This is a genomic window from Croceibacterium salegens, from assembly GCF_009827435.1.
GTDB classification, from domain to species: domain Bacteria; phylum Pseudomonadota; class Alphaproteobacteria; order Sphingomonadales; family Sphingomonadaceae; genus Croceibacterium_B; species Croceibacterium_B salegens.
Genome location: NZ_WTYM01000030.1, coordinates 226,986 through 244,971 on the forward strand (window position 1 = coordinate 226,986; position 17,986 = coordinate 244,971).

Consider the following 17,986-nt stretch of genomic DNA (forward strand, 5'->3'; position numbering starts at 1 on the left):
CAACATGTCGAACCAGCTAGACCGCCTCCTCTCGATCATGGCCCGCCTTCGCGATCCGCAAGACGGATGCGAATGGGATCGTGCGCAGGATTTTTCCACGATCGCGCCGTACACCATCGAGGAAGCCTACGAAGTGTCCGACGCGATCGAACGCGGCGACATGCGGGCCTTGCGTGACGAACTCGGCGACCTGCTGCTCCAGGTCGTCTTTCACTCTCGAATGGCTGAGGAAGCCGAGCACTTCGACTTCGCCGATGTGGCCCGAGCGATTTCAGACAAGATGGAAGCACGCCATCCGCACATCTTCGGAGAAGCCGAAGCGAGCCCCGGTTGGGAAGAGCTCAAGGCAAAGGAACGGGAGCGTTCCGGTGCTTCGAGTGCGCTAGACGGCGTAGCTCTGGCGTTGCCTGCATTGATGCGGGCGGAAAAGCTCCAGAAGCGAGCGGCTCGGGCTGGCTTTGATTGGCCTGACACTCACGGCCCGGCCGCAAAGGTGCGCGAAGAAATTGCCGAACTCGCCGAAGCCGCACCCGACGATCAGACCGAAGAGGCTGGCGACCTCCTGTTCGCGGCGGTCAACCTCGTCCGCGCCTATGGTCTCGCTGCGGAGGACGCGCTTCGCAACGCCAACGCCAAGTTCGATGCCCGATTTCGGCGAATGGAAGAGTTGGCCGGTGGCCCGGATGCGTTCGCGCGGCTCACGCTCGATGAGCAGGAAGCGCTCTGGCAGCAGGTCAAGCGTTCCGAGCTTTAGTCGCCTTGCCCACCGAGGGCGGCAAACCACAGGCTGGTCCCACTTTGCGATTGACGTTCGATTGCCGGCACAGCGACGCGCGCCCCTGAAACAAGGGTCACGCCGATATAGTCTGCCACCTGGACGACGGCCTCATCGGGTTTTTCGAGCACATCTTCGTACCACAGGATGAGCGGCTTCACGCGCAAGCCGGCATACATCTCGGTCCACGCCTGCTCCTGGCTATCTATCAAGCGGCAAGCGACATCGAAGGCCTCGCGGGAGAAATCCGGGGGCATCTGCCCCTCTCTCTCCTGTTCCTTGCGCCATACACCCGAAAGTAGTGCACGCGCGTAGGATACCGCGTGCGCCTGGCGATCCCGCCGGCGCAATTGCACCACCCGGGCCTGATCCGGCCCGGGTATCATCATCTTCATGACTTCGGTCAGGAGAGGCGGATTGGCGCGGTGCAGGTCCTCCATCAGCAGCGGAAAGGCCTTGAGGCCGAACACGCCGTTGGGCGACGTCCGGCGCGCGAGAACTTCGCTCCAGATGCGGTTTTGCTCCGCGGGAACGGCGGCTGCATGGCCGCTAGGGCCATTTGGATCGAAATTCAGGTATTCCAGTGGGGCGCCGAGGCAGCCGCTGGCCCAGAGAACATGGCTGACGTAGGTGCTGCCAGTGCGTGGGACCGTGGCGAGCAACCACGGGAACTTCGGCCGTCCGTTCCACCTTGGGAAATCGAACTTCTCCTCGTATCCTGTCTCGATCCCCTCCAGCATCGCTGCAACATTGGCGGGGCCTGCCACGGGGTCAAGAACTACAACGAAGCGTAGCGGCCGAATTCGCGCTCGGTTAGTCGGACTTCGAGCTTTCGAAGCGGACCGTCCGCGCCTTCTCCAGCGTCGGCCTCGTCGAGCACTACTCCGTGAGCGTGCAGCCAGGCGATGCGGGCGCCGTCACTGGCCGGCAGGGTGAAGCTATGAACCTTGGCACCTTCGGTCAGGACTGCGGCGATGCGCGCCAGAACAGCCTCGACCCCCTCCCCGGTTATTGCTGAGAGAGGCAAAATGTCCGGATCGCCATCGGCCAATGGATCAAGTTCGGCCTCCCGGTCGCCATCCAGCAGGTCCCACTTATTCCACAATTCGAGGATCGGGATCGACGATTCGCCCCCCTCCCCTTCGATAACGCCCAGATCCTCGAGCACGGCAAGGACCTGACGCTTCTGCATGGCACTGTCGGGATTGGCGATATCACGCACGTGGAGGATGAGATCGGCTTCGGTGACTTCCTCAAGGGTCGCTCGGAATGCCGCGACGAGCTGGGTCGGCAGGTCGGAAATGAACCCGACGGTGTCCGACAGGATCACCTTGTCGACGCCGGGCAGCGAGATTGCTCGCATAGTGGGATCGAGCGTGGCGAAGAGAAGGTCTTCGGCCATGACGCCCGCGCCGGTCAGGCGGTTGAAAAGTGTCGACTTGCCGGCGTTGGTGTAGCCGACCAGCGCCACAACTGGCCAGGGCGCTCGATCGCGCCGCTTGCGGTGAAGCGCGCGAGTGCGACGCACTTGTTCCAGTTCGCGGCGCAGGCGGGCCATCCGGTCGCGGATCATCCGCCGGTCGGCCTCGATCTGCGTCTCGCCTGGGCCGCCGAGGAAGCCAAAGCCGCCGCGCTGGCGTTCGAGGTGGGTCCAGCTCCGAACGAGGCGGCTCTGCTGGTAATCGAGATGGGCCAGCTCGACCTGCAATCGGCCTTCCGCCGTTGCCGCCCGCTCCCCGAAGATTTCGAGGATCAGGCCGGTGCGGTCGATGACCTTACGCTTGAGCTTTTCCTCGAGGTTGCGCTGCTGGATCGCAGACAGCGCACCGTCGACGATGACGAGATCGGCTTCCTCGAGCTCGCAATCAGCGGCGATACGTTCGATCTGACCCTGACCGAACAAGGTTGCCGGACGAACCTGACGGACAGGCACGACTTCCGCTCCCGCCACAACCAGCCCGATCGCCAGCGCCAGACCCTTCGCCTCCTCCAGACGCGACTCCGGGTCCTGTTCGTCGCGCGATCCGCGAATATCTGGGCACAGGACCAGCGCCCGGGCACCCCGGGCGACTTCACCAATATCGTCGTCGAAGCTCAGGCGTCGTTGTCCCCGTCTTCCTCGTCCCAGTCGGACGTGAGATCGACCGGGGCGGCGGGCTGGATGGTGGAGACCGCATGCTTGTAGGCCAGTTGGACGAAGCCTTCGCGCTCCAGCAGCACGCAGAAGAGGTCGTAGGCGGCGATACGGCCCTGAAGCATCACGCCGTTGACCAAGAACATCGTCACCTGCACCGCCGCCTCGCGTACGCGGCTGAGGAACACGTCCTGCAACAGCCGCTGCCTGCGCTGTGCGTCGGGGCCGGCGACGAACTGGCCGGCATCGACCGGCTGGCTCGGCATGATGGTCGAAATGGCGTGCTTGTAGACCAACTGGGACTGGCCGTCGCGCCGGAGAAGAATTGAAAAATTGTCGAACCAGGTGACGATTCCCTGCAACTTCACGCCCTTCACGAGGAACATCGTGACGGGCATTTTTTCGCGGCGCAGGTGATTGAGGAACACGTCCTGCAGGTTGGCGCCCTTGTTGCCGTTGGCAGGTGTCAGTTCCGGAGTGGAATCTTCACGGGGAGCGCGCGGTCGTGCAGTGAGGGTCGGCTTATTCATCGGCGAGTTTCCTTCTTCGTTATTGGCGATTGCCAACAGCAATCGCATTCTGGCCCGGATTCCCGGACCGGCCTTGGTCAACCTCTAGCGTCAGCTAAGCAGCCAGAATTGCCAATATGTGACAGTTGATGCGGTTCCTTTTTCGAAAGTCAACTCGAACCGTCGCGCTCGCCCATTCCCAGCAGCTTCAATTTCCGGTGTAAGGCCGAACGCTCCATACCGATGAATCCCGCCGTTTTCGAGATGTTGCCCGAGAAGCGGCGAATCTGGATGCGCAAGTATTCCCGCTCAAAACTTTCTCGCGCTTCACGAAGTGGAACACCCATAAGTGCCGAAATGCTTTGACCGCTCTCCGCAGACCGGCCCGTGATTTCATCGGGCAACATGTCGGGCTCAATGGTTTCGAGACGGTCCCGCGGCGCGAGGATAACGGTTCGCTCGACGACATTGCGCAACTGGCGCACATTGCCCGGCCAGTCGTAGGCTTGTAGTGCTGCGAGGGCATCGGGAGCGACGTCGGGGGCCGGCACGCCCTGTTCACCGGCGTACCGGGTGAAAAAATGCACGGCCAGCGCGGGAATATCGTCACGCCGATCGGCCAGTGGTGGGATCGCCACCGGCACGACGTTTAGGCGGTAGAAAAGGTCCTCGCGAAAGCGTTTTTCCTCGATCTCCTTCTCGAGATCGCGAGATGTCGAGGAAACGACCCTGACGTCGACACCGATCTGGCGATTGCCGCCGGCGCGAACGAAGCTCTGGTCGGTCAAAACACGCAGGATCCGCGCCTGGGTGCTCGGTGGCATGTCGGCGACTTCGTCGAGATAGAGGGTCCCGCCGTTGGCCAGTTCCAGCAGGCCGGCGCGAACAAGCCTGCCGTCTTCTTCTTCGCCGAACAACTCCTGCTCGAATCGCTCGGGCGTGATGCGCGCCGAATTGACAGTGACGAAGGCCTTGTCCGCTCGCGGACTCCACGAATGGAGCAGGCGTGCAGCGACTTCCTTCCCCGCCCCGGCAGGTCCGGTGATCATTACGCGGCTACCGGTGCTGGCGACGCGCTTGAGCGTTGCACGAACGGCATTGATCGCGCTCGAATTGCCGGTGAACTCGTCGTTCTGCACGAAGTCTTCACGCAGCCGCTCGTTTTCGCGGCGCAGGCGTTCGGTTTCGGTAGCGCGCGCGACGAGCAGCAATAGGCGCTCGGCCTCGAATGGCTTTTCGATAAAGTCCATGGCCCCACGGCTGACGGCCGAAACCGCCGTGTCGATGTTGCCGTGACCGGAAAAGATGATCACTGGAAGTGCCGGCTCGCGCTGCTTAATCTCGTCTAGCAGCTCGAGCCCATCCATAGGGCTGCCATGGAGCCAGACGTCAAGCAGGACGAGACTTGGGCGACGCTCGTCGATCATGCTCAGTGCGCTGCGGCTGTCGCCCGCCGTACGGCACTCGTAGCCTTCGTCGCTCAAGACTCCCGCAACTAGTTCGCGGATGTCCTGTTCGTCGTCGACCACAAGGATGTCGAGCGCCATTACCTGTTCTCCTGTATCGTCATTCAGCCGCCTCGGTTCTGCCGCTGGCGACCGGATCGCGCGCAAAGCGCAATGTTACTGTGGTTCCCCCTTCCCCGTTGCTCGCGAACGCCATGTCGCCGGCATGTTCCTCGACGATCTTTTTCACGATCGCGAGGCCAAGCCCCGTGCCCTTCTCTCGTGTCGTGACGTAGGGTTCGAGAATCCGGTCGCTGCCCTGGCTCGGCAGGCCGACGCCATTGTCCTTGACAGTCACGATGAAGAACCGGTCGGTCAGGCTGACCTCGACGCGGATCTTGCCACGATAGTCTGGCTCGGCATCCTTGCGTCTTGCCTCGATGGCCTCGGCGGCGTTCTTGAGGACGTTGGTCATCACCTGGCCGTATTGATGCCGGTCGCAGGCGAGCAGCGGCACGTCCTCTGGAGCCTTGAAGCGATAGTCGATTTCGGGCCTTGCGACTTCCTGGAGGAACATCGACTGGCGCAGTAAGTCGACCGCATCTTCTTGCCGGAAGACGGGCTTCGGAAGTCGCGCGAAGGAGGAGAATTCGTCGACCATCTTCCTGAGGTCGCCGACCTGGCGGATAATTGTTCCTGTCAGTTCCTCGAACAGCTCACCGTCCTGCTCGATCTGCTTGCGATACCGTCGCTTGAGCCGTTCCGTTGCAAGCTGGATTGGGGTGAGCGGGTTCTTGATCTCATGGGCTATTCGCCGCGCCACGTCGGACCATGCGGCCTGACGCTGGTCGAGCAGTTGGCGGGTGATGTCTTCAAAGGTGATGACCCAGCCGTTTGCCGCCGGAGCCAGTCTTACCGCTAACGTCAGCAGTTCGCCCTCGCGGCTCTTCTGGACGAGGCCATGGTCCGATCCGCTTCGCATGAGTGAATCGATCTCCGGCGATAGGTCGCCAAGTTTCAGTCCGACCGCCGAAGGACCAGCGCGGTCGAGCAGCAGTTCCTGTGCCGAGGTGTTCATCAGTTGCACCTCGCCGTTCCGGTCGACCGAGATAATGCCGGCGGTTATCGATTGCAGGACGGTCTCAATAAAGGCGCGGCGTTCCGCGAGCTGCTTGTTGGCCCCCAGCAGTGCGGCGGTCTGCTGTTCGATCTGACCCGTCATACGGTTAAACGCGCGGTTGAGCAGGCCGATTTCGTCGGGCCCGGTCCTCCCCTCGATGCGCAGGGCATAGTTGCCGCTGCCGACCTGCCGCGCGGCTGCAACGAGATCGGTCAGCGGGCGCACCTGCCGGTCGGCAAAGCGCAGGGCGAACCATACTGCGGCCGAAACGAGCAACAGTGAGGCCAGGAGCAAGGCAATGTTGAACTGCAGCTGCCGCTTTCGCGCTTGCCCGGTCAATTCGTCATATGCAGCGAGGACGCTCTGCGCCCTCTCCCATTGATCGCGTGCCAGCGTGTCCGAGTTTCTTGCGTTGTAGAGGTAAATTCCCGACTCACGGTCGATCGGCGTTACCGCTTCGATGCGGTCCTGCCGCGAAGCGACAACCACGCCTTCCCCTGCCCGCAGTTCGGGAAGCGCCGCTTCGACCGCATCTTTCACGATATCGCCATCGTCCGGATTGACGATCGCCGCGATGATCATGTCGCCGTTGCCGCCAACCTGCACGATGGCGCTTCGATTGAGCTCGCGCTGGTAAACCTGCAGGTAATACTGGTCGGAGAAATTCGGATCCGTCAGCGAAATTCGTTCGAGGACGTAACGCAGATCGCCGGCCATCGTGATGCTATTGTTGGCGACGGTGCGCTGGTTCTGATCGTAATACCCCCGCGCCAGGCGATTGGCATTTTCGAGAATTCCGCGGTTGTTGTCCGAAAACCAGAACTCGACGCCCGACTGGAACATCACCGAAGCGAACAGCGCGACCAGCAGCGTCGGCACGGCCGCAATCAGCGAGAAGAAGAACACCAGCCTCACATGGAGCCGGGCGCTGCTGTCGCCGGCTCGCTTGATCGCCAGCCGCCTGCCCCACAGGACGATGAGACCCAGAGCTGGAATTAGCGTTCCTACGAGTAGCGCTGCGGCCTGGAGCGATGGAATCGGTTCCGCCGATTCGCCGCCCCGAGTGAGCGCGATCCACCAGCTGGCCAGCATTACGATGAGTGTCCCGCCGGCAACTATCCCGAGCCAGAAGAACAGGTTCAAACGGCGCGAGGTTACAAGCGCGCGCCTCCACCAGCGGGGAGAATGTTTGGACCTTGCCGGAGTCGGAAGGGGGGCGACCTCAGCCACGTTGCAAGCTTACAACTTCACTGTTGCAGATTTGCAAGGGATTTTTCCGCGAACCGTCAATCCGCCGTGGAAAACCGCTCCGGTTCGATGCCAAGATCACTGAGGCGCTTGCGCAACGTATTGCGATTAATACCCAGCAATCGAGCCGCGCGAAGCTGGTTTCCACCGGTCCTGCGCAGGGCATGTTCGAACAGCGGGCGCTCGAAAGCGGATAGTGCGGAATGGTAGAGTTCACCCTCTCCGGGCCGCTCCGAGACTAGCCAGGTGCTCAGCGCTTCGTCGAAGTCTGCTCTACCGCCACTCTCGGCCGGTTTGGCGGTCTCGAGCAGGCTGGCGATCGCGTTTGCATCAATTGTGTCCTCGCGCGCCAGCAAGGCCGCCCGGAACACGAGATTCTTCAATTCGCGGACATTCCCTCGCCACATTTGCTGAGCCATAAGCGCGATCGCGTCGTCGGTCAGGCGGCGCAGTGGCAGGCCCTCTGCGGCGGCCTGACGCAGGAAATGTTGCGCCAGCGCCCCGACGTCGCCGCCCCGCTCACGCAAGGGAGGCAGCCGCAACGGCACGACGTTGAGCCGGTAGAAGAGGTCTTCGCGGAACGATCCGTCGGCGATCATCGGAGCGAGATCGCGGTTGGTGGCGGCAACGATGCGGACGTCGACGGCGATTTCCTCGCGGCCGCCGACACGGCGGATCTTTCCGGACTGGAGCGCTCGCAGCAGCCGGGTCTGGGCCTCGGCAGGCATGTCGCCGATTTCATCAAGGAAGAGTGTGCCGCCGCCGGCTTGTTCGAACTTGCCGATCGAGCGTGTGACCGCGCCGGTGAACGAGCCCTTCTCGTGCCCGAACAGTTCGCTTTCGATCAGCTCGCGCGGGATGGCGGCGGTGTTGACCGCAATGAACGGTCCGGCCTTGCGGTGGCCGAGATGGTGGATGGCTTCGGCGACGAGTTCCTTGCCGGTGCCCGATTCACCCAGGATCAGTACCGACAAGTCGTTGTTCAGGACCCGGGTGATCATCCGGTATACTTCCTGCATCGCCGGGCTGCGCCCGATCAGGGGCAGTCCCTCACCGGCATCGCCGTGGTCGATTCCCGCCTGCGGCCCACTCTCCGCGGCCTGCCGCGCCGTCCGGATCAGTTCGTCGAGATCGAACGGTTTGGGGAAGTATTCGAACGCCCCGGTGCCCGTGGCGCGGACCGCCGTGTCGAGCGTGTTCTGTGCCGACAGGATGATGATCGGCATGTCCGGATGATTTTCCTGGACGGTGCCGAGCGTCTCGATCCCGTCACCGTCGACCAGCATGACGTCGGTAAGCATCACGTCGAAATTGCGCGCGGAAAGGAGTTCGTCCCGGCCCGCGATGCTGTCGCAACGGGCGACGTCGAAGCCGTCGTCTTCCAGCGCGGTGACGATGACCTTGGCGATCGCCTCGTCGTCTTCGACAAGCAGTACGACTTTGTTCATTGGTGTAGTCTCTTCCTATCGAGCCATCGGCAGATGGACACGAAAATGCGTCAGTCCCGCCCTTTCGTCCCGCTCATGGCTGATGCGTCCATCCATGTCCTTGACGAGCTTGCGCACCAAGGCGAGGCCAAGACCCTGTCCGTTCGCCTTGCTGGAAACAAATGGTTCGAAGATGTAGTCGGCCAGGCCCGGATCGATGCCGGGTCCGTTGTCGCTAACCTGGATCTCGATCGGCAGCTTTACCGGGCGCCCAAGGCGAATGACGTTGAGCACCATGCCGCTGACGAAGCGGGTGCGAATGGTCACTTCGGGTTCGGCCGCACCGGAACAGGCATCCCGGGCGTTTGCGATCAGGTTGACGAGCACCTGCACCAGCGCCCCCTCGTTCGCGAGTACGGGCGGGAGCGAGGGGTCGAACTCCTCGCGAAGGGTCACTTTGGCTTCACCGACGGCAAACACGGTATCGCAGGCGCGGTGAATGGCGGAGTGCAGGTTGAGCGGCGCCACCGGCTCGGGCTGTTCTCTGCCGAGGCGCTGCATCCGGTCGATTAGCTGGGCGATGCGATCGACTTCGTCGGCGATCAGCGCCGTCATTGGCCGTTCGTTCTCGCCGACCTTTTTCGCCAGCAATTGCGCGGCCCCTCGAATAGCAGCGAGCGGGTTCTTGATCTCGTGCGCGAGGATTGCCGGGCCGCGAAGCGGCGCGGGACGTTCATCGTCGGCCATTCGCTCGCCGTGACCAGTGTCGGACAGCGTGAGCACGCACCAACCCGGATGGGTGGCGATTTCAGACACCGTCAGGTTTACGCGAAGCTCGCGCTCGCCGACATGGATAGCGACACCGCGCGCGGTCAGTTGCGCATCGGTTTGCGCCAACCGATCGAGCAAGCCTTCGGGACCGAAGTCGATGATCTGACCAAGCGGTTGCCCGATCATCCGGCGTGACGAAACGCCGAGTAAGTCCTCGGCTGCCGGGTTCGCGTCCTGCACCACAAGGTCCGCATCGAGGAGCAGGAGCGCGAAAATCAGGCCGGTAATCTGGGCCTCGGCGCTCGGTGCGCCCTCGAGCAGGTGTTTCACGCTGCTCGGCGCCGCAGGAACGGCTCGTAGAAGCGTTCGATTTCACCCAAGACCACGTCGGGATCATCTAAAAAGTTGGCCTTGTGGCGGAACTCCGCCGAGCCATGCAGGCCCTTGGTGTACCAGCCAAGGTGCTTGCGGGCGATCTTGGTCCCCGCATCGCGCCCATAGTGATCGAGCATCGCCCGATAGTGTTCAACCAGCGTCTCGTACTGTTCGTCGACACTCGGATTCTTTAGGGCCTCGCCGGTCCGCCACCAGTGCATAACCTGGCCCAAGAGCCATGGCCGGCCATAGGCGCCTCGCCCGATCATCAAGCCATCCGCATCTGATTGCTCGAGCGCCTTGCCGGCATCGTCGATGCTGCAGATGTCGCCGTTGACGATGACGGGAATTGAAACCGCGTCCTTCACCTTGCGGACAAAGCCCCAGTCGGCCGTGCCCTTGTACATCTGGTTGCGCGTGCGGCCGTGGACCGTGATCATCTTGACCCCGAGATCCTCGGCCATTCGCGCGAGCTCCGGCGCGTTGAGGCTCTGGTGGTCCCAACCCATGCGCATCTTGACGGTCACGGGCACTGATACTGCTTTGACGGTGGCTTCCATCAAACGGACGGCCAATGGCACTTCGCGCATCAGGGCCGAGCCGGCGTATTGACCGACCACCTTGCGCACCGGGCATCCGAAATTGATATCGATGATTGCCGCGCCGTTGCCTTCCTGCAGCTTCGCCGCCTCGGACATCGATGCCGGGTCGCAGCCGACCAACTGCATCGATACCGGTTCTTCAGTCGGATGCCATGCGGCTTTCTGGATCGACTGCCGTGTTTCGCGGATCGCCGCATCGCTGGCGATCATCTCCGTGACATTCAGGCCCGAGCCATAGCGCCGCACCAGCGTACGGAACGGCAAGTCCGTTACGCCGGTCATCGGTGCGAGCAGGACCGGGCAGTCGACCCGCACGTTGCCGACCATGATCGGCTTCAAGGGTGGAGGGGTTGGGAGCGCGTTCATCCGAAGGGTTGCCTAAAATATGGGCAGCCGCATAGTGGATTGCGAGGGGTGCTGCAAGGCGGTAGGCGCGCGGCTGATGGTCAGCCTCCCACCATTCGCCGCAGTCGTCGTTGCCGCCGGCAAGGGCCTGCGCGCCGGACAAGGCGTGCCGAAGCAGTTCGCCCGTTGGCGCGACAAGCCACTTGTGCGGCATTCGGTCGAGGCATTCGCGAAGATGGGCGCCAGGCCGATCGTGGTGGCGGTGCCCGCCGAACATTCGGACCTCGCCAGTGAAGTCCTGTCCGGGATCGCCAACGTTCGGCTCGTGGCAGGTGGTGCGACACGACAGGAATCGGTCGCCATCGCCCTTGAGGATATCGCAGGCTCCCCTTCCCCGGCCGTCCTCATCCACGACGCAGCGCGTCCGGACTTGCCTGAAGCCGTGGTCGGGCGCTTGCTGGCCGCATTGGACACGAGCGCCGGCGCAATACCCGTACTACCGGTCGTGGACAGCCTCGCGATCGATCGGGAAGGCATGATGGCCGGTGCGGCGAAGCGCGAGGACTTGCGGCGCGTGCAGACTCCGCAGGCGTTTCGTTTCGCCGAAATTCTTTCAGCCCATCGCAATTGGCGATCGGACCGTACGGCAGGTGACGACGCGCAAGTGGCGCAAATGGCCGGCCTCGAAGTCGCGCTCGTCGAGGGCGACGAGCGCCTCCACAAGTTGACCTATGCCGCAGATTTCCGCAGGGGCGCCGGCATGATCCGAACCGGAACCGGCTTCGACGTCCATCGCCTTGCGGAAGGCGAGGAGTTGTGGCTTTGCGGCCTTCCCATCGAACACGACAAGGGCCTGGCTGGGCACAGCGACGCCGACGTCGCGCTCCACGCCGTGGTCGACGCGATCCTTGGCGCGGCCGCGCTGGGTGATATCGGCGAGCATTTCCCGCCGAGCGATCCGCAATGGAAAGGTGCACCGTCTGCCCGCTTCGTCACGCATGCCGTGGAACTGGCTGAAAAGTCAGGCTACGCTATCGGCAATGTCGACCTGACGCTGGTTTGCGAAGCGCCCAAAATTGGCCCACATCGTGAGGCAATGCGCGACAAACTGGCTGAATTGCTGAGCGTCGACAGGTCGCAGGTCAGTATAAAAGCGACCACGACGGAACGACTGGGATTTACCGGGAGGGGCGAAGGGATTGCCGCGCAAGCGGTGGCTACGCTTGTTTCACGGGAGGACCAGGAGCGATGAAGACCAGATTATCGATCGGTGCCGGGATTGCATTCCTGGCACTTTCTTCTTCAGCGAGCGCTCAAACCGCTGCTGTGGCGCCTTGTATTACCGAGGCGGAAGTATCCGCGATGGTCCGTTATGCCATGCCGGAGGCCATTGCGGCGTCTCGGGTCAGTTGCGCTGCCATTCTGACGAACGATGGCTACTTTGCGACCGGCGGTGACGACCTGCAGACCCGCTATGCAGTGGGCAAGGACGCCGCCTGGCCGGAAGCAAAAACTGCGTTGCTCAAACTTGCCGGAGGTTCCGAGGACAAGGACGTTGCTTCGCTGGCCGAGTTGCCGGATGACGCTGTTCGACCGCTCGTCGACGCGCTGATTCAACAGAAACTCGTCGAGAGCATCAAACCCAAGTCGTGCTCAAGCATCGAACGCATGGTCAAGGCGCTCTCTCCGCTCGAACCTTCGGAACTGGGTGACCTCGCCGGTGTTATCGCATCGCTTGCCCTCACGGATGAAAAGCCGCGGGTTTGTGCAGCGGGCGAAGAATGACCCAGTCCATGCTTCCGGAAGAGATTATCAACCTGGCACGCCGGGTAATCGACGAAAACCGCGCAATCGGACGCAAAGTTGCGTTGGCCGAAAGTTGCACAGGCGGCCTTGTCGCCGCAGCCCTGACCGAAATCCCCGGTTCTTCCGCGGTGCTCGACCGTGGCTACGTGACCTATTCGAACGAGGCCAAGCGCGAGGCATTGGGGGTCTCCGGCGACGTGATCGAAGCTTTCGGCGCGGTCTCCATCGCTTGCGTCTACGCCATGGCTCAGGGTGCGCTGATGAACAGCGACGCGGACGTGGCCGTGGCGATCAGCGGGATCGCCGGCCCCGACGGCGGCAGTGAATTCAAGCCCGTCGGGACGGTCGTGTTCGCCCGGGCCATGCGCGACAGCGAGGAACGCGAGGCGGAATCGAAACTGTTCGAGAACGAGGACCGCGGTGGCGTACGCTATCAGGCGACGCTCTGCGCGCTCGAGCTTCTCTTGCCGTAAAGTTCCTCCGCACGCGTCTCGAAGGCGGTAACCATCTTGCGGAATGCTCGATCGAAGTACTGCCCGGCCAGCGCTTCGAACATCGCGTTCTTGAACTTGAAATCGACGCTGAAGTGGATCTCGCAGCCGCCGTCGGCGGTCGACTGAAAAAGCCACTTGTTGTCGAGATCCTTGAGCGGACCGTCGACGTAAACCACCTCGATCTCGTTCGGACGGGTCTTGAACACCTGTGAGGTGAATTTCTCGCGGAGCGCCTTGAAGCCTACGAGCATGTCAGCGACCATTTCGGTCTCGCTGTCTGATTTGACCCTTGTCGCCACGACCCACGGGAGGAATTCGCCGTAGCGGCCGACGTCGGCCACAAGGTCGAACATCTCCTCGCAGCTGTACGGCAGCCGCCGGGTTTCGCGAATTCCGGGCATCAGGCCTGCTGTTTCGCCAGTTTGGCTTCGCGTGCCGCCTTCATCTGGGTGAAATCGTCGCCTGCATGGTAGCTCGACCGGGTCAGCGGGCTCGATGCGACCTGCAGGAACCCTTTTGCGCGCGCGATCGAGCCATAGGCGTCGAACACCTGCGGGCTGACGAATTCCTCTACCTTGGCGTGCTTCGGCGTCGGCTGCAGGTACTGGCCCATGGTGAGGAAATCGACGTCTGCGCTGCGCATGTCGTCCATCACCTGGTGCACCTCCAACCGCGCCTCGCCCAGCCCGAGCATGATGCCCGACTTGGTGAAGATAGCAGGATCGTGCGCCTTGACCTCTTCGAGCAGCCGCAGCGAGGCATAGTAACGCGCGCCCGGCCGAATCGTGGGATAGAGTCGCGGGACGGTTTCGAGGTTGTGGTTGTAGACGTCCGGACCGGCTTCGCAAATCGCCTCGACCGCAGGACGCATCTTGCCGCGGAAGTCGGGGGTCAGGATTTCAATTGTCGTTGCGGGCGTCTCGCGGCGCAATGCCTGGATCACCTTGATGAACTGCCCCGCCCCGCCATCCGGAAGATCGTCGCGGTCGACGCTGGTGACGACGATGTGCTCTAGGCCCAGTTTGGCCGCTGCCGTCGCCACGTGTTCCGGCTCGCGCGGATCGACGATGCGCGGCATGCCGGTCTTGACGTTGCAGAATGCGCAGGCGCGGGTGCAGACGTCGCCCAAGATCATCACGGTGGCGTGCTTCTTGGTCCAGCACTCGCCGATGTTCGGGCAGGCAGCTTCCTCGCACACCGTATTGAGGTTGAGGTCGCGCATCAGCTGGCGCGTCTCGTGGTAGTCCTTGCTGACCGGCGCCTTGACGCGAATCCAGTCGGGTTTGCGCTGCCGCTCGGGACGGGGTGCGGTGGCGAGATCGTTCATAGGGCGCCACTTAGGGATGTGGCTTGCCTTGCGCAATGCCGCACGGCATGGGCACAGGCATGATCGTCCCCACTACAGAACTCACCGAACTCCTGCATGGCTATCGGCGTTTTCGCGAGCACGGCTGGAAGCCGGAGCGCGCGCGCTGGGAAGCGCTCAAGGATGGGCAGCAGCCGCGAGTGATGGTCATTGCTTGTTCGGACAGCCGCGTGGACCCGGCGCAGATTTTCGACGTCAATCCGGGTGAAATCTTCGTAGTGCGAAACGTTGCTGCACTGGTGCCGCCATTCGAGACCGCGCCGGGGCATCACGGCGTCTCGGCGGCGCTGGAATTCGCAGTGCAGTTTCTCAAGGTGCGCGAGATCGTGGTGCTGGGCCACGGCATGTGCGGCGGCTGCCAGGCAGCCCTGACCCAATCGATGCACGGTGAGGAACCAGGCCAAGGCGGCTTCATCGCCAACTGGATCGACATGCTCGATGAAGCACGCGAACCCATCGCCCGCGAACTCGGTACAACAGGCCGACCGGCTGAGCGGGCGATGGAGATGGCCGCGGTCAAGGTCAGCCTTGCCAACTTGCGCACCTTCCCTTGTGTGCAGGAGCTGGAGAAGCGCGCCACACTGACATTGCGTGGGGCCTACTTCGCGATTTCCGACGGGGTGCTGTACTTGCTCGACGAAAAGAGCGGAGAGTTCAAGGCGGCCTGAAACCTTACCAGAACTCAAAGCAGTCGTTGTTGACGGATCTCCCTCGTCCCATTGCCAACGTAATCGCCTGTGTTACGCAATCGTATCACGTGGGGGCGACGGATGGGTTTCAATTTTCCAGGTCCGCTGAAAGGCTGGCGCGTTTTTGCCGGGGAGGTCGGCGTCATCGTGCTCGGCGTCCTACTGGCGCTCGGCGCGCAGCAGCTTGCGGAAGCCCTCCAGCGTCAGTCCGAAGTGCGCGAATTCCGCCGGACGATCGACCATGAAATCGGACTCAACCTGTTCGTCTACGATGTTCGGAGCCGAGGCAGCGCCTGCAATATGCGGCGTATCCGTGACCTGCTGGCCTGGTTGCGGACTGCGGACGATCGCGAGAGCTTGCCGGATCTGGACATCTATGGACCTGCCGCCCTGTTTCCCTATCGCGCCGCCTGGGACTCGCGCGACGGCAACGTATTCGCATCCGTGCCACCGGACGCTCGCCTGAAATATGCCGAGTTCTACGATGAACTCGGTGGCAACAATGCGCGGCTGGAGGCGGAAATCGCGGCCTGGAGTGCGATGAAGGGTTTCGAGTTGGCCGGGCCCATCTCCCACCAAGAACGGCGTGAACTTTATCGCCATCTCGCGGAAGCCTTCGTGGCCGATGGTACCTTGGCCGCAAACCTACCGGTATCGAAGAAGATCGCCGAGGAGCTTGGAGTAACGGCGATCCGGCCGGACAATCTGACGAAGGAATTTCTGGCAAGCATCGATGCGTGCGCTCCGATAATCTTGCCTGAGAAGACCCCCAATTCGACAGGCGGCTCGGTCGCAAATTGAAAGTACCCGCTTGGTGCCTCGCTTGACCGTGTTAGAAAAGTTCCGCGCCATTCCTTGCACTCCCCTCCCCCCTCCGCCACGTAGGCCCTATGCCTGAAGCCGCCCTCATGGACATCGTCCTGCTGGTCGATGCCGACGATGCGAGCCATCACGAGCGCGGCGCGGCGTAGCGGTCCGATTGCCTAAGCAGCCGCTCCTTTTATATAGCTAAAGGAAGGCCCGCGCGTTGCGGCAAGGAGACAAGAACAAGTGCGTTGCCCAGAATGTTCTGCCGACGTTTCCGCGCTGCGTGAGTTCTGCCCCGTTTGCGGGGCGGCGATGGACCCAGGAGTTCGCAATAGCCTGCTGGGTGGACGTGGCGCCCGAACGGGCGAGGGCCGCAAGCGCTCCGGGAAAGCAGTGTTGGTCGGCGGCGCGGCCGCAATCCTCCTCGGGATCGGCCTCGCCGGCGAAGTCGCCGGCTTCTGGTCAGATCCTCCAGCCGTCAGCTCGGAACAGCCGCGCGGCCCGGTGACAATCGAAGCGGACGAGTTGTACAGGGCCTATGCAGATGATCCGCGCTCGGCAGCAGAGCAGTACGGCAACCGCGAGATGGTGGTCAGCGGAGAGTTTCTCCGGATTGTGCCTGACGGATACGGCAGTCTCGATCTGCGCCTGAAGACTTCCAATCCGGATGCGCAGCTCGGTATTGACGTCGCGCAGCTTGCGATCGAAGACGCCAAGAAGCTTCTCCCAGGCCAACGAGTTACCGTAAGCTGCCAGCACATGGGTTCGGGCGGCGACGAGATGTGGGTGCAGGATTGCGCAATTCAGCAGACGGCAGAGGACGCCTTGCCGTCACCGCCGTCACCGCCGTCACCGCCGTAGCCACCCGATGAACAGCAAGAATGAAGACTGCGTCCGGCAAAGCTACCCGTCGCAGCCATTCCTTGCACTCCACTCCCGGCACCGCCATCTAGCCGCCATGGTGGAAACGGAACTCAAGAATATCGCCCTGCTGATCGACGCGGACAACGCCAGCCATGCCGGGATCGACCCGGTGCTGACGGTCCTCGCCGAGCTTGGCCAGGTGAATATCCGCCGCGCCTACGGCAACTGGGCCAAGCCGGCGCTCAGCAACTGGAACAAGATCACCCATCGCTACGGCTTGCAGCCGATGCAGCAGTTCGACCTCACGAAGGGCAAGAACGCAACCGACATGGCCATGACAATCGATGCAATCGACCTGCTCTACGGCGGCAAAGTCGACGGCTTCGGGATCATGAGCAGCGACAGCGACTTCACGCCACTGGTTACCCGGCTGCGGCAGGATGGCATCATCGTCTACGGCTTCGGCAGCGCCAAGGCTCCCGAAGCGTTCAAGACCGCCTGCACGCGCTACATAGACGTCGATCAGCTCATCAAGACTTCGGCCAAGGAAGACGGAAAGCCGAGCACCGACCCGATCGATGTGGAAATCATCGATCTTCTCGGCGCCGCGTGGAAGGCTGCGAGCCGCGACGACGAAGGGTTCGCGAAGTTGCAGGAAGTCGGCCAGATCGCCGGCAACCGCTCGAGCTTCGATGTGCGCAACCACGGCTACAAGCGGCTGTCCGACCTCGTCCGGGCAGCGAGCGACAACTTCAAACTCGAACGGCGCAACGGCCAGCTTTACGTCAAGCGGATGCGCTAGACATCACTCCAGGTTCGTCGAAGGCATCGAGGATCGGGCACGGTCCCTTCACGCCGCCAGCGCATTCATTCGCCAATCTTGCCAGGGACTGCCGTGCCGATTGAAGCGCTGCAATGTGTTCATCGAGCGCTTCAATCCGCTCTTTGGCCATTTCCCGGGCGCGTGCCCGGTCGTCTGTTCGGTGGAGGTGGAGCAGCTCCTCGATCTCGGCGAGCGTGAAGCCGGCTGTCTGGGCCTGGCGAATGTAGCGCAGCCTTTGCAGGTCGCTGGAATCGTAGTGCCGCCCTGTCGGAGCATCGCCGCTCGGGACTGTTAGCAGGCCTTTGCGCTGGTAAAATCGAACGGTTTCAATGCCGACGCCGCCAGCGCGGGCGAGTTCTGAAATCCGCATAGCCATCACGCTTGAC

The 17,986-nt window shown here is 62.5% G+C and carries 19 protein-coding genes; 8 read left to right on the top strand and 11 right to left on the bottom strand.

Annotation, left to right across the window (positions count from 1 at the left end; genetic code table 11):
• Positions 1 to 4 precede the first annotated feature (4 nt).
• Positions 5 to 754: a nucleoside triphosphate pyrophosphohydrolase gene (gene mazG / locus GRI89_RS04815; protein ID WP_159792713.1), complete on the top strand. Its 750-nt coding sequence runs from the start codon at positions 5 to 7 to the stop codon at positions 752 to 754.
• Here the strand turns inward: mazG and GRI89_RS04820 are convergent.
• The 8 genes from GRI89_RS04820 to dusB all read right to left on the bottom strand — a co-directional run bounded on the left by GRI89_RS04820 (position 751) and on the right by dusB (position 10,772).
• Positions 751 to 1,515 carry a Stf0 family sulfotransferase gene (locus tag GRI89_RS04820; protein WP_159792715.1) on the bottom strand — a complete coding sequence of 255 codons (765 nt, stop codon included), beginning with the start codon at positions 1,513 to 1,515 and terminating at the stop codon, positions 751 to 753. The two genes, mazG and GRI89_RS04820, sit on opposite strands and share 4 nt — an antisense overlap.
• A 38-nt stretch (positions 1,516 to 1,553) precedes the next feature.
• Entirely contained in the window at positions 1,554 to 2,855 is a 1,302-nt protein-coding gene (gene hflX, locus GRI89_RS04825) for a GTPase HflX (RefSeq protein ID WP_328598095.1), read from the bottom strand.
• A 14-nt stretch (positions 2,856 to 2,869) separates the two neighbouring features.
• Positions 2,870 to 3,439, bottom strand: coding sequence for an RNA chaperone Hfq (gene hfq, locus GRI89_RS04830; RefSeq protein WP_159792717.1), 570 nt, complete (start codon positions 3,437 to 3,439; stop codon positions 2,870 to 2,872).
• 149 nt (positions 3,440 to 3,588) lie between these two features.
• Positions 3,589 to 4,965 carry a nitrogen assimilation response regulator NtrX gene (gene ntrX / locus GRI89_RS04835; protein WP_159792849.1) on the bottom strand — a complete coding sequence of 459 codons (1,377 nt, stop codon included), beginning with the start codon at positions 4,963 to 4,965 and terminating at the stop codon, positions 3,589 to 3,591.
• Between the two features lie 19 nt (positions 4,966 to 4,984).
• Positions 4,985 to 7,126 (bottom strand): sensor histidine kinase, encoded by a 2,142-nt coding sequence (locus tag GRI89_RS04840; RefSeq protein WP_235912785.1) that lies wholly within the window; start codon positions 7,124 to 7,126, stop codon positions 4,985 to 4,987.
• Between the two features lie 143 nt (positions 7,127 to 7,269).
• Positions 7,270 to 8,679, bottom strand: a complete 1,410-nt coding sequence (locus tag GRI89_RS04845) for a sigma-54-dependent transcriptional regulator (protein ID WP_159792719.1) — start codon at positions 8,677 to 8,679, stop codon at positions 7,270 to 7,272.
• 15 nt (positions 8,680 to 8,694) lie between these two features.
• A complete protein-coding gene (locus tag GRI89_RS04850) occupies positions 8,695 to 9,759 on the bottom strand; it encodes a two-component system sensor histidine kinase NtrB (RefSeq protein WP_328598092.1) in 1,065 nt (354 codons plus the stop codon).
• The gene (gene dusB / locus GRI89_RS04855; protein ID WP_159792721.1) at positions 9,756 to 10,772 is read right to left on the bottom strand and encodes a tRNA dihydrouridine synthase DusB; all 1,017 of its coding nucleotides are present in this window, start codon (positions 10,770 to 10,772) and stop codon (positions 9,756 to 9,758) included. Before dusB ends, GRI89_RS04850 begins: the two co-directional genes overlap by 4 nt.
• 76 nt (positions 10,773 to 10,848) lie before the next feature.
• On the opposite strand from dusB, the gene GRI89_RS04860 reads away from it, so the two are divergent.
• The 3 genes from GRI89_RS04860 to GRI89_RS04870 are packed head-to-tail and all read left to right on the top strand — an operon-like array spanning position 10,849 to position 13,030.
• Entirely contained in the window at positions 10,849 to 12,003 is a 1,155-nt protein-coding gene (locus GRI89_RS04860) for a bifunctional 2-C-methyl-D-erythritol 4-phosphate cytidylyltransferase/2-C-methyl-D-erythritol 2,4-cyclodiphosphate synthase (RefSeq protein WP_159792723.1), read from the top strand.
• Positions 12,000 to 12,536, top strand: a complete 537-nt coding sequence (locus tag GRI89_RS04865; RefSeq protein ID WP_159792725.1) for a hypothetical protein — start codon at positions 12,000 to 12,002, stop codon at positions 12,534 to 12,536. Before GRI89_RS04860 ends, GRI89_RS04865 begins: the two co-directional genes overlap by 4 nt.
• Positions 12,533 to 13,030, top strand: a complete 498-nt coding sequence (locus GRI89_RS04870; protein ID WP_159792727.1) for a CinA family protein — start codon at positions 12,533 to 12,535, stop codon at positions 13,028 to 13,030. Before GRI89_RS04865 ends, GRI89_RS04870 begins: the two co-directional genes overlap by 4 nt.
• Here GRI89_RS04870 and GRI89_RS04875 read toward each other — a convergent pair.
• Complete coding sequence (locus GRI89_RS04875) at positions 12,991 to 13,452, bottom strand: type II toxin-antitoxin system RatA family toxin (protein ID WP_159792729.1); 462 nt, start codon at positions 13,450 to 13,452, stop codon at positions 12,991 to 12,993. The genes GRI89_RS04870 and GRI89_RS04875 overlap by 40 nt on opposite strands.
• A complete protein-coding gene (gene lipA / locus GRI89_RS04880) occupies positions 13,452 to 14,378 on the bottom strand; it encodes a lipoyl synthase (RefSeq protein WP_159792731.1) in 927 nt (308 codons plus the stop codon). Before lipA ends, GRI89_RS04875 begins: the two co-directional genes overlap by 1 nt.
• Positions 14,379 to 14,437: 59 nt before the next feature.
• On the opposite strand from lipA, the gene GRI89_RS04885 reads away from it, so the two are divergent.
• The 4 genes from GRI89_RS04885 to GRI89_RS04900 all read left to right on the top strand — a co-directional run bounded on the left by GRI89_RS04885 (position 14,438) and on the right by GRI89_RS04900 (position 17,579).
• Entirely contained in the window at positions 14,438 to 15,085 is a 648-nt protein-coding gene (locus tag GRI89_RS04885) for a carbonic anhydrase (RefSeq protein ID WP_159792733.1), read from the top strand.
• Positions 15,086 to 15,187: 102 nt separating this feature from the next.
• Positions 15,188 to 15,907 carry a hypothetical protein gene (locus GRI89_RS04890; protein WP_159792735.1) on the top strand — a complete coding sequence of 240 codons (720 nt, stop codon included), beginning with the start codon at positions 15,188 to 15,190 and terminating at the stop codon, positions 15,905 to 15,907.
• A 402-nt stretch (positions 15,908 to 16,309) separates the two neighbouring features.
• On the top strand, positions 16,310 to 16,774 hold the full coding sequence (locus GRI89_RS04895; RefSeq protein ID WP_159792737.1) for a hypothetical protein: 465 nt from the start codon (positions 16,310 to 16,312) through the stop codon (positions 16,772 to 16,774).
• A gap of 97 nt (positions 16,775 to 16,871) precedes the next feature.
• Positions 16,872 to 17,579: an NYN domain-containing protein gene (locus tag GRI89_RS04900; protein ID WP_159792739.1), complete on the top strand. Its 708-nt coding sequence runs from the start codon at positions 16,872 to 16,874 to the stop codon at positions 17,577 to 17,579.
• On the opposite strand, the gene GRI89_RS04905 is transcribed toward GRI89_RS04900, so the two are convergent.
• Positions 17,563 to 17,976 carry a MerR family transcriptional regulator gene (locus tag GRI89_RS04905; RefSeq protein WP_159792741.1) on the bottom strand — a complete coding sequence of 138 codons (414 nt, stop codon included), beginning with the start codon at positions 17,974 to 17,976 and terminating at the stop codon, positions 17,563 to 17,565. The genes GRI89_RS04900 and GRI89_RS04905 overlap by 17 nt on opposite strands.
• Positions 17,977 to 17,986: the final 10 nt, after the last annotated feature.

What these genes read in the sequence shown, in the direction of transcription:
- mazG (WP_159792713.1), top strand. Translation starts at nt 5, where the DNA reads ATGTCGAACCAGCTAGACCGCCTCCTCTCGATCATGGCCCGCCTTCGC.
- GRI89_RS04820 (WP_159792715.1), bottom strand. Translation starts at nt 1,515, where the DNA reads ATGCTGGAGGGGATCGAGACAGGATACGAGGAGAAGTTCGATTTCCCA.
- hfq (WP_159792717.1), bottom strand. Translation starts at nt 3,439, where the DNA reads ATGAATAAGCCGACCCTCACTGCACGACCGCGCGCTCCCCGTGAAGAT.
- ntrX (WP_159792849.1), bottom strand. Translation starts at nt 4,965, where the DNA reads ATGGCGCTCGACATCCTTGTGGTCGACGACGAACAGGACATCCGCGAA.
- GRI89_RS04845 (WP_159792719.1), bottom strand. Translation starts at nt 8,679, where the DNA reads ATGAACAAAGTCGTACTGCTTGTCGAAGACGACGAGGCGATCGCCAAG.
- dusB (WP_159792721.1), bottom strand. Translation starts at nt 10,772, where the DNA reads ATGAACGCGCTCCCAACCCCTCCACCCTTGAAGCCGATCATGGTCGGC.
- GRI89_RS04860 (WP_159792723.1), top strand. Translation starts at nt 10,849, where the DNA reads ATGGTCAGCCTCCCACCATTCGCCGCAGTCGTCGTTGCCGCCGGCAAG.
- GRI89_RS04865 (WP_159792725.1), top strand. Translation starts at nt 12,000, where the DNA reads ATGAAGACCAGATTATCGATCGGTGCCGGGATTGCATTCCTGGCACTT.
- GRI89_RS04870 (WP_159792727.1), top strand. Translation starts at nt 12,533, where the DNA reads ATGACCCAGTCCATGCTTCCGGAAGAGATTATCAACCTGGCACGCCGG.
- GRI89_RS04875 (WP_159792729.1), bottom strand. Translation starts at nt 13,452, where the DNA reads ATGCCCGGAATTCGCGAAACCCGGCGGCTGCCGTACAGCTGCGAGGAG.
- lipA (WP_159792731.1), bottom strand. Translation starts at nt 14,378, where the DNA reads ATGAACGATCTCGCCACCGCACCCCGTCCCGAGCGGCAGCGCAAACCC.
- GRI89_RS04885 (WP_159792733.1), top strand. Translation starts at nt 14,438, where the DNA reads ATGATCGTCCCCACTACAGAACTCACCGAACTCCTGCATGGCTATCGG.
- GRI89_RS04890 (WP_159792735.1), top strand. Translation starts at nt 15,188, where the DNA reads ATGGGTTTCAATTTTCCAGGTCCGCTGAAAGGCTGGCGCGTTTTTGCC.
- GRI89_RS04900 (WP_159792739.1), top strand. Translation starts at nt 16,872, where the DNA reads ATGGTGGAAACGGAACTCAAGAATATCGCCCTGCTGATCGACGCGGAC.
- GRI89_RS04905 (WP_159792741.1), bottom strand. Translation starts at nt 17,976, where the DNA reads ATGGCTATGCGGATTTCAGAACTCGCCCGCGCTGGCGGCGTCGGCATT.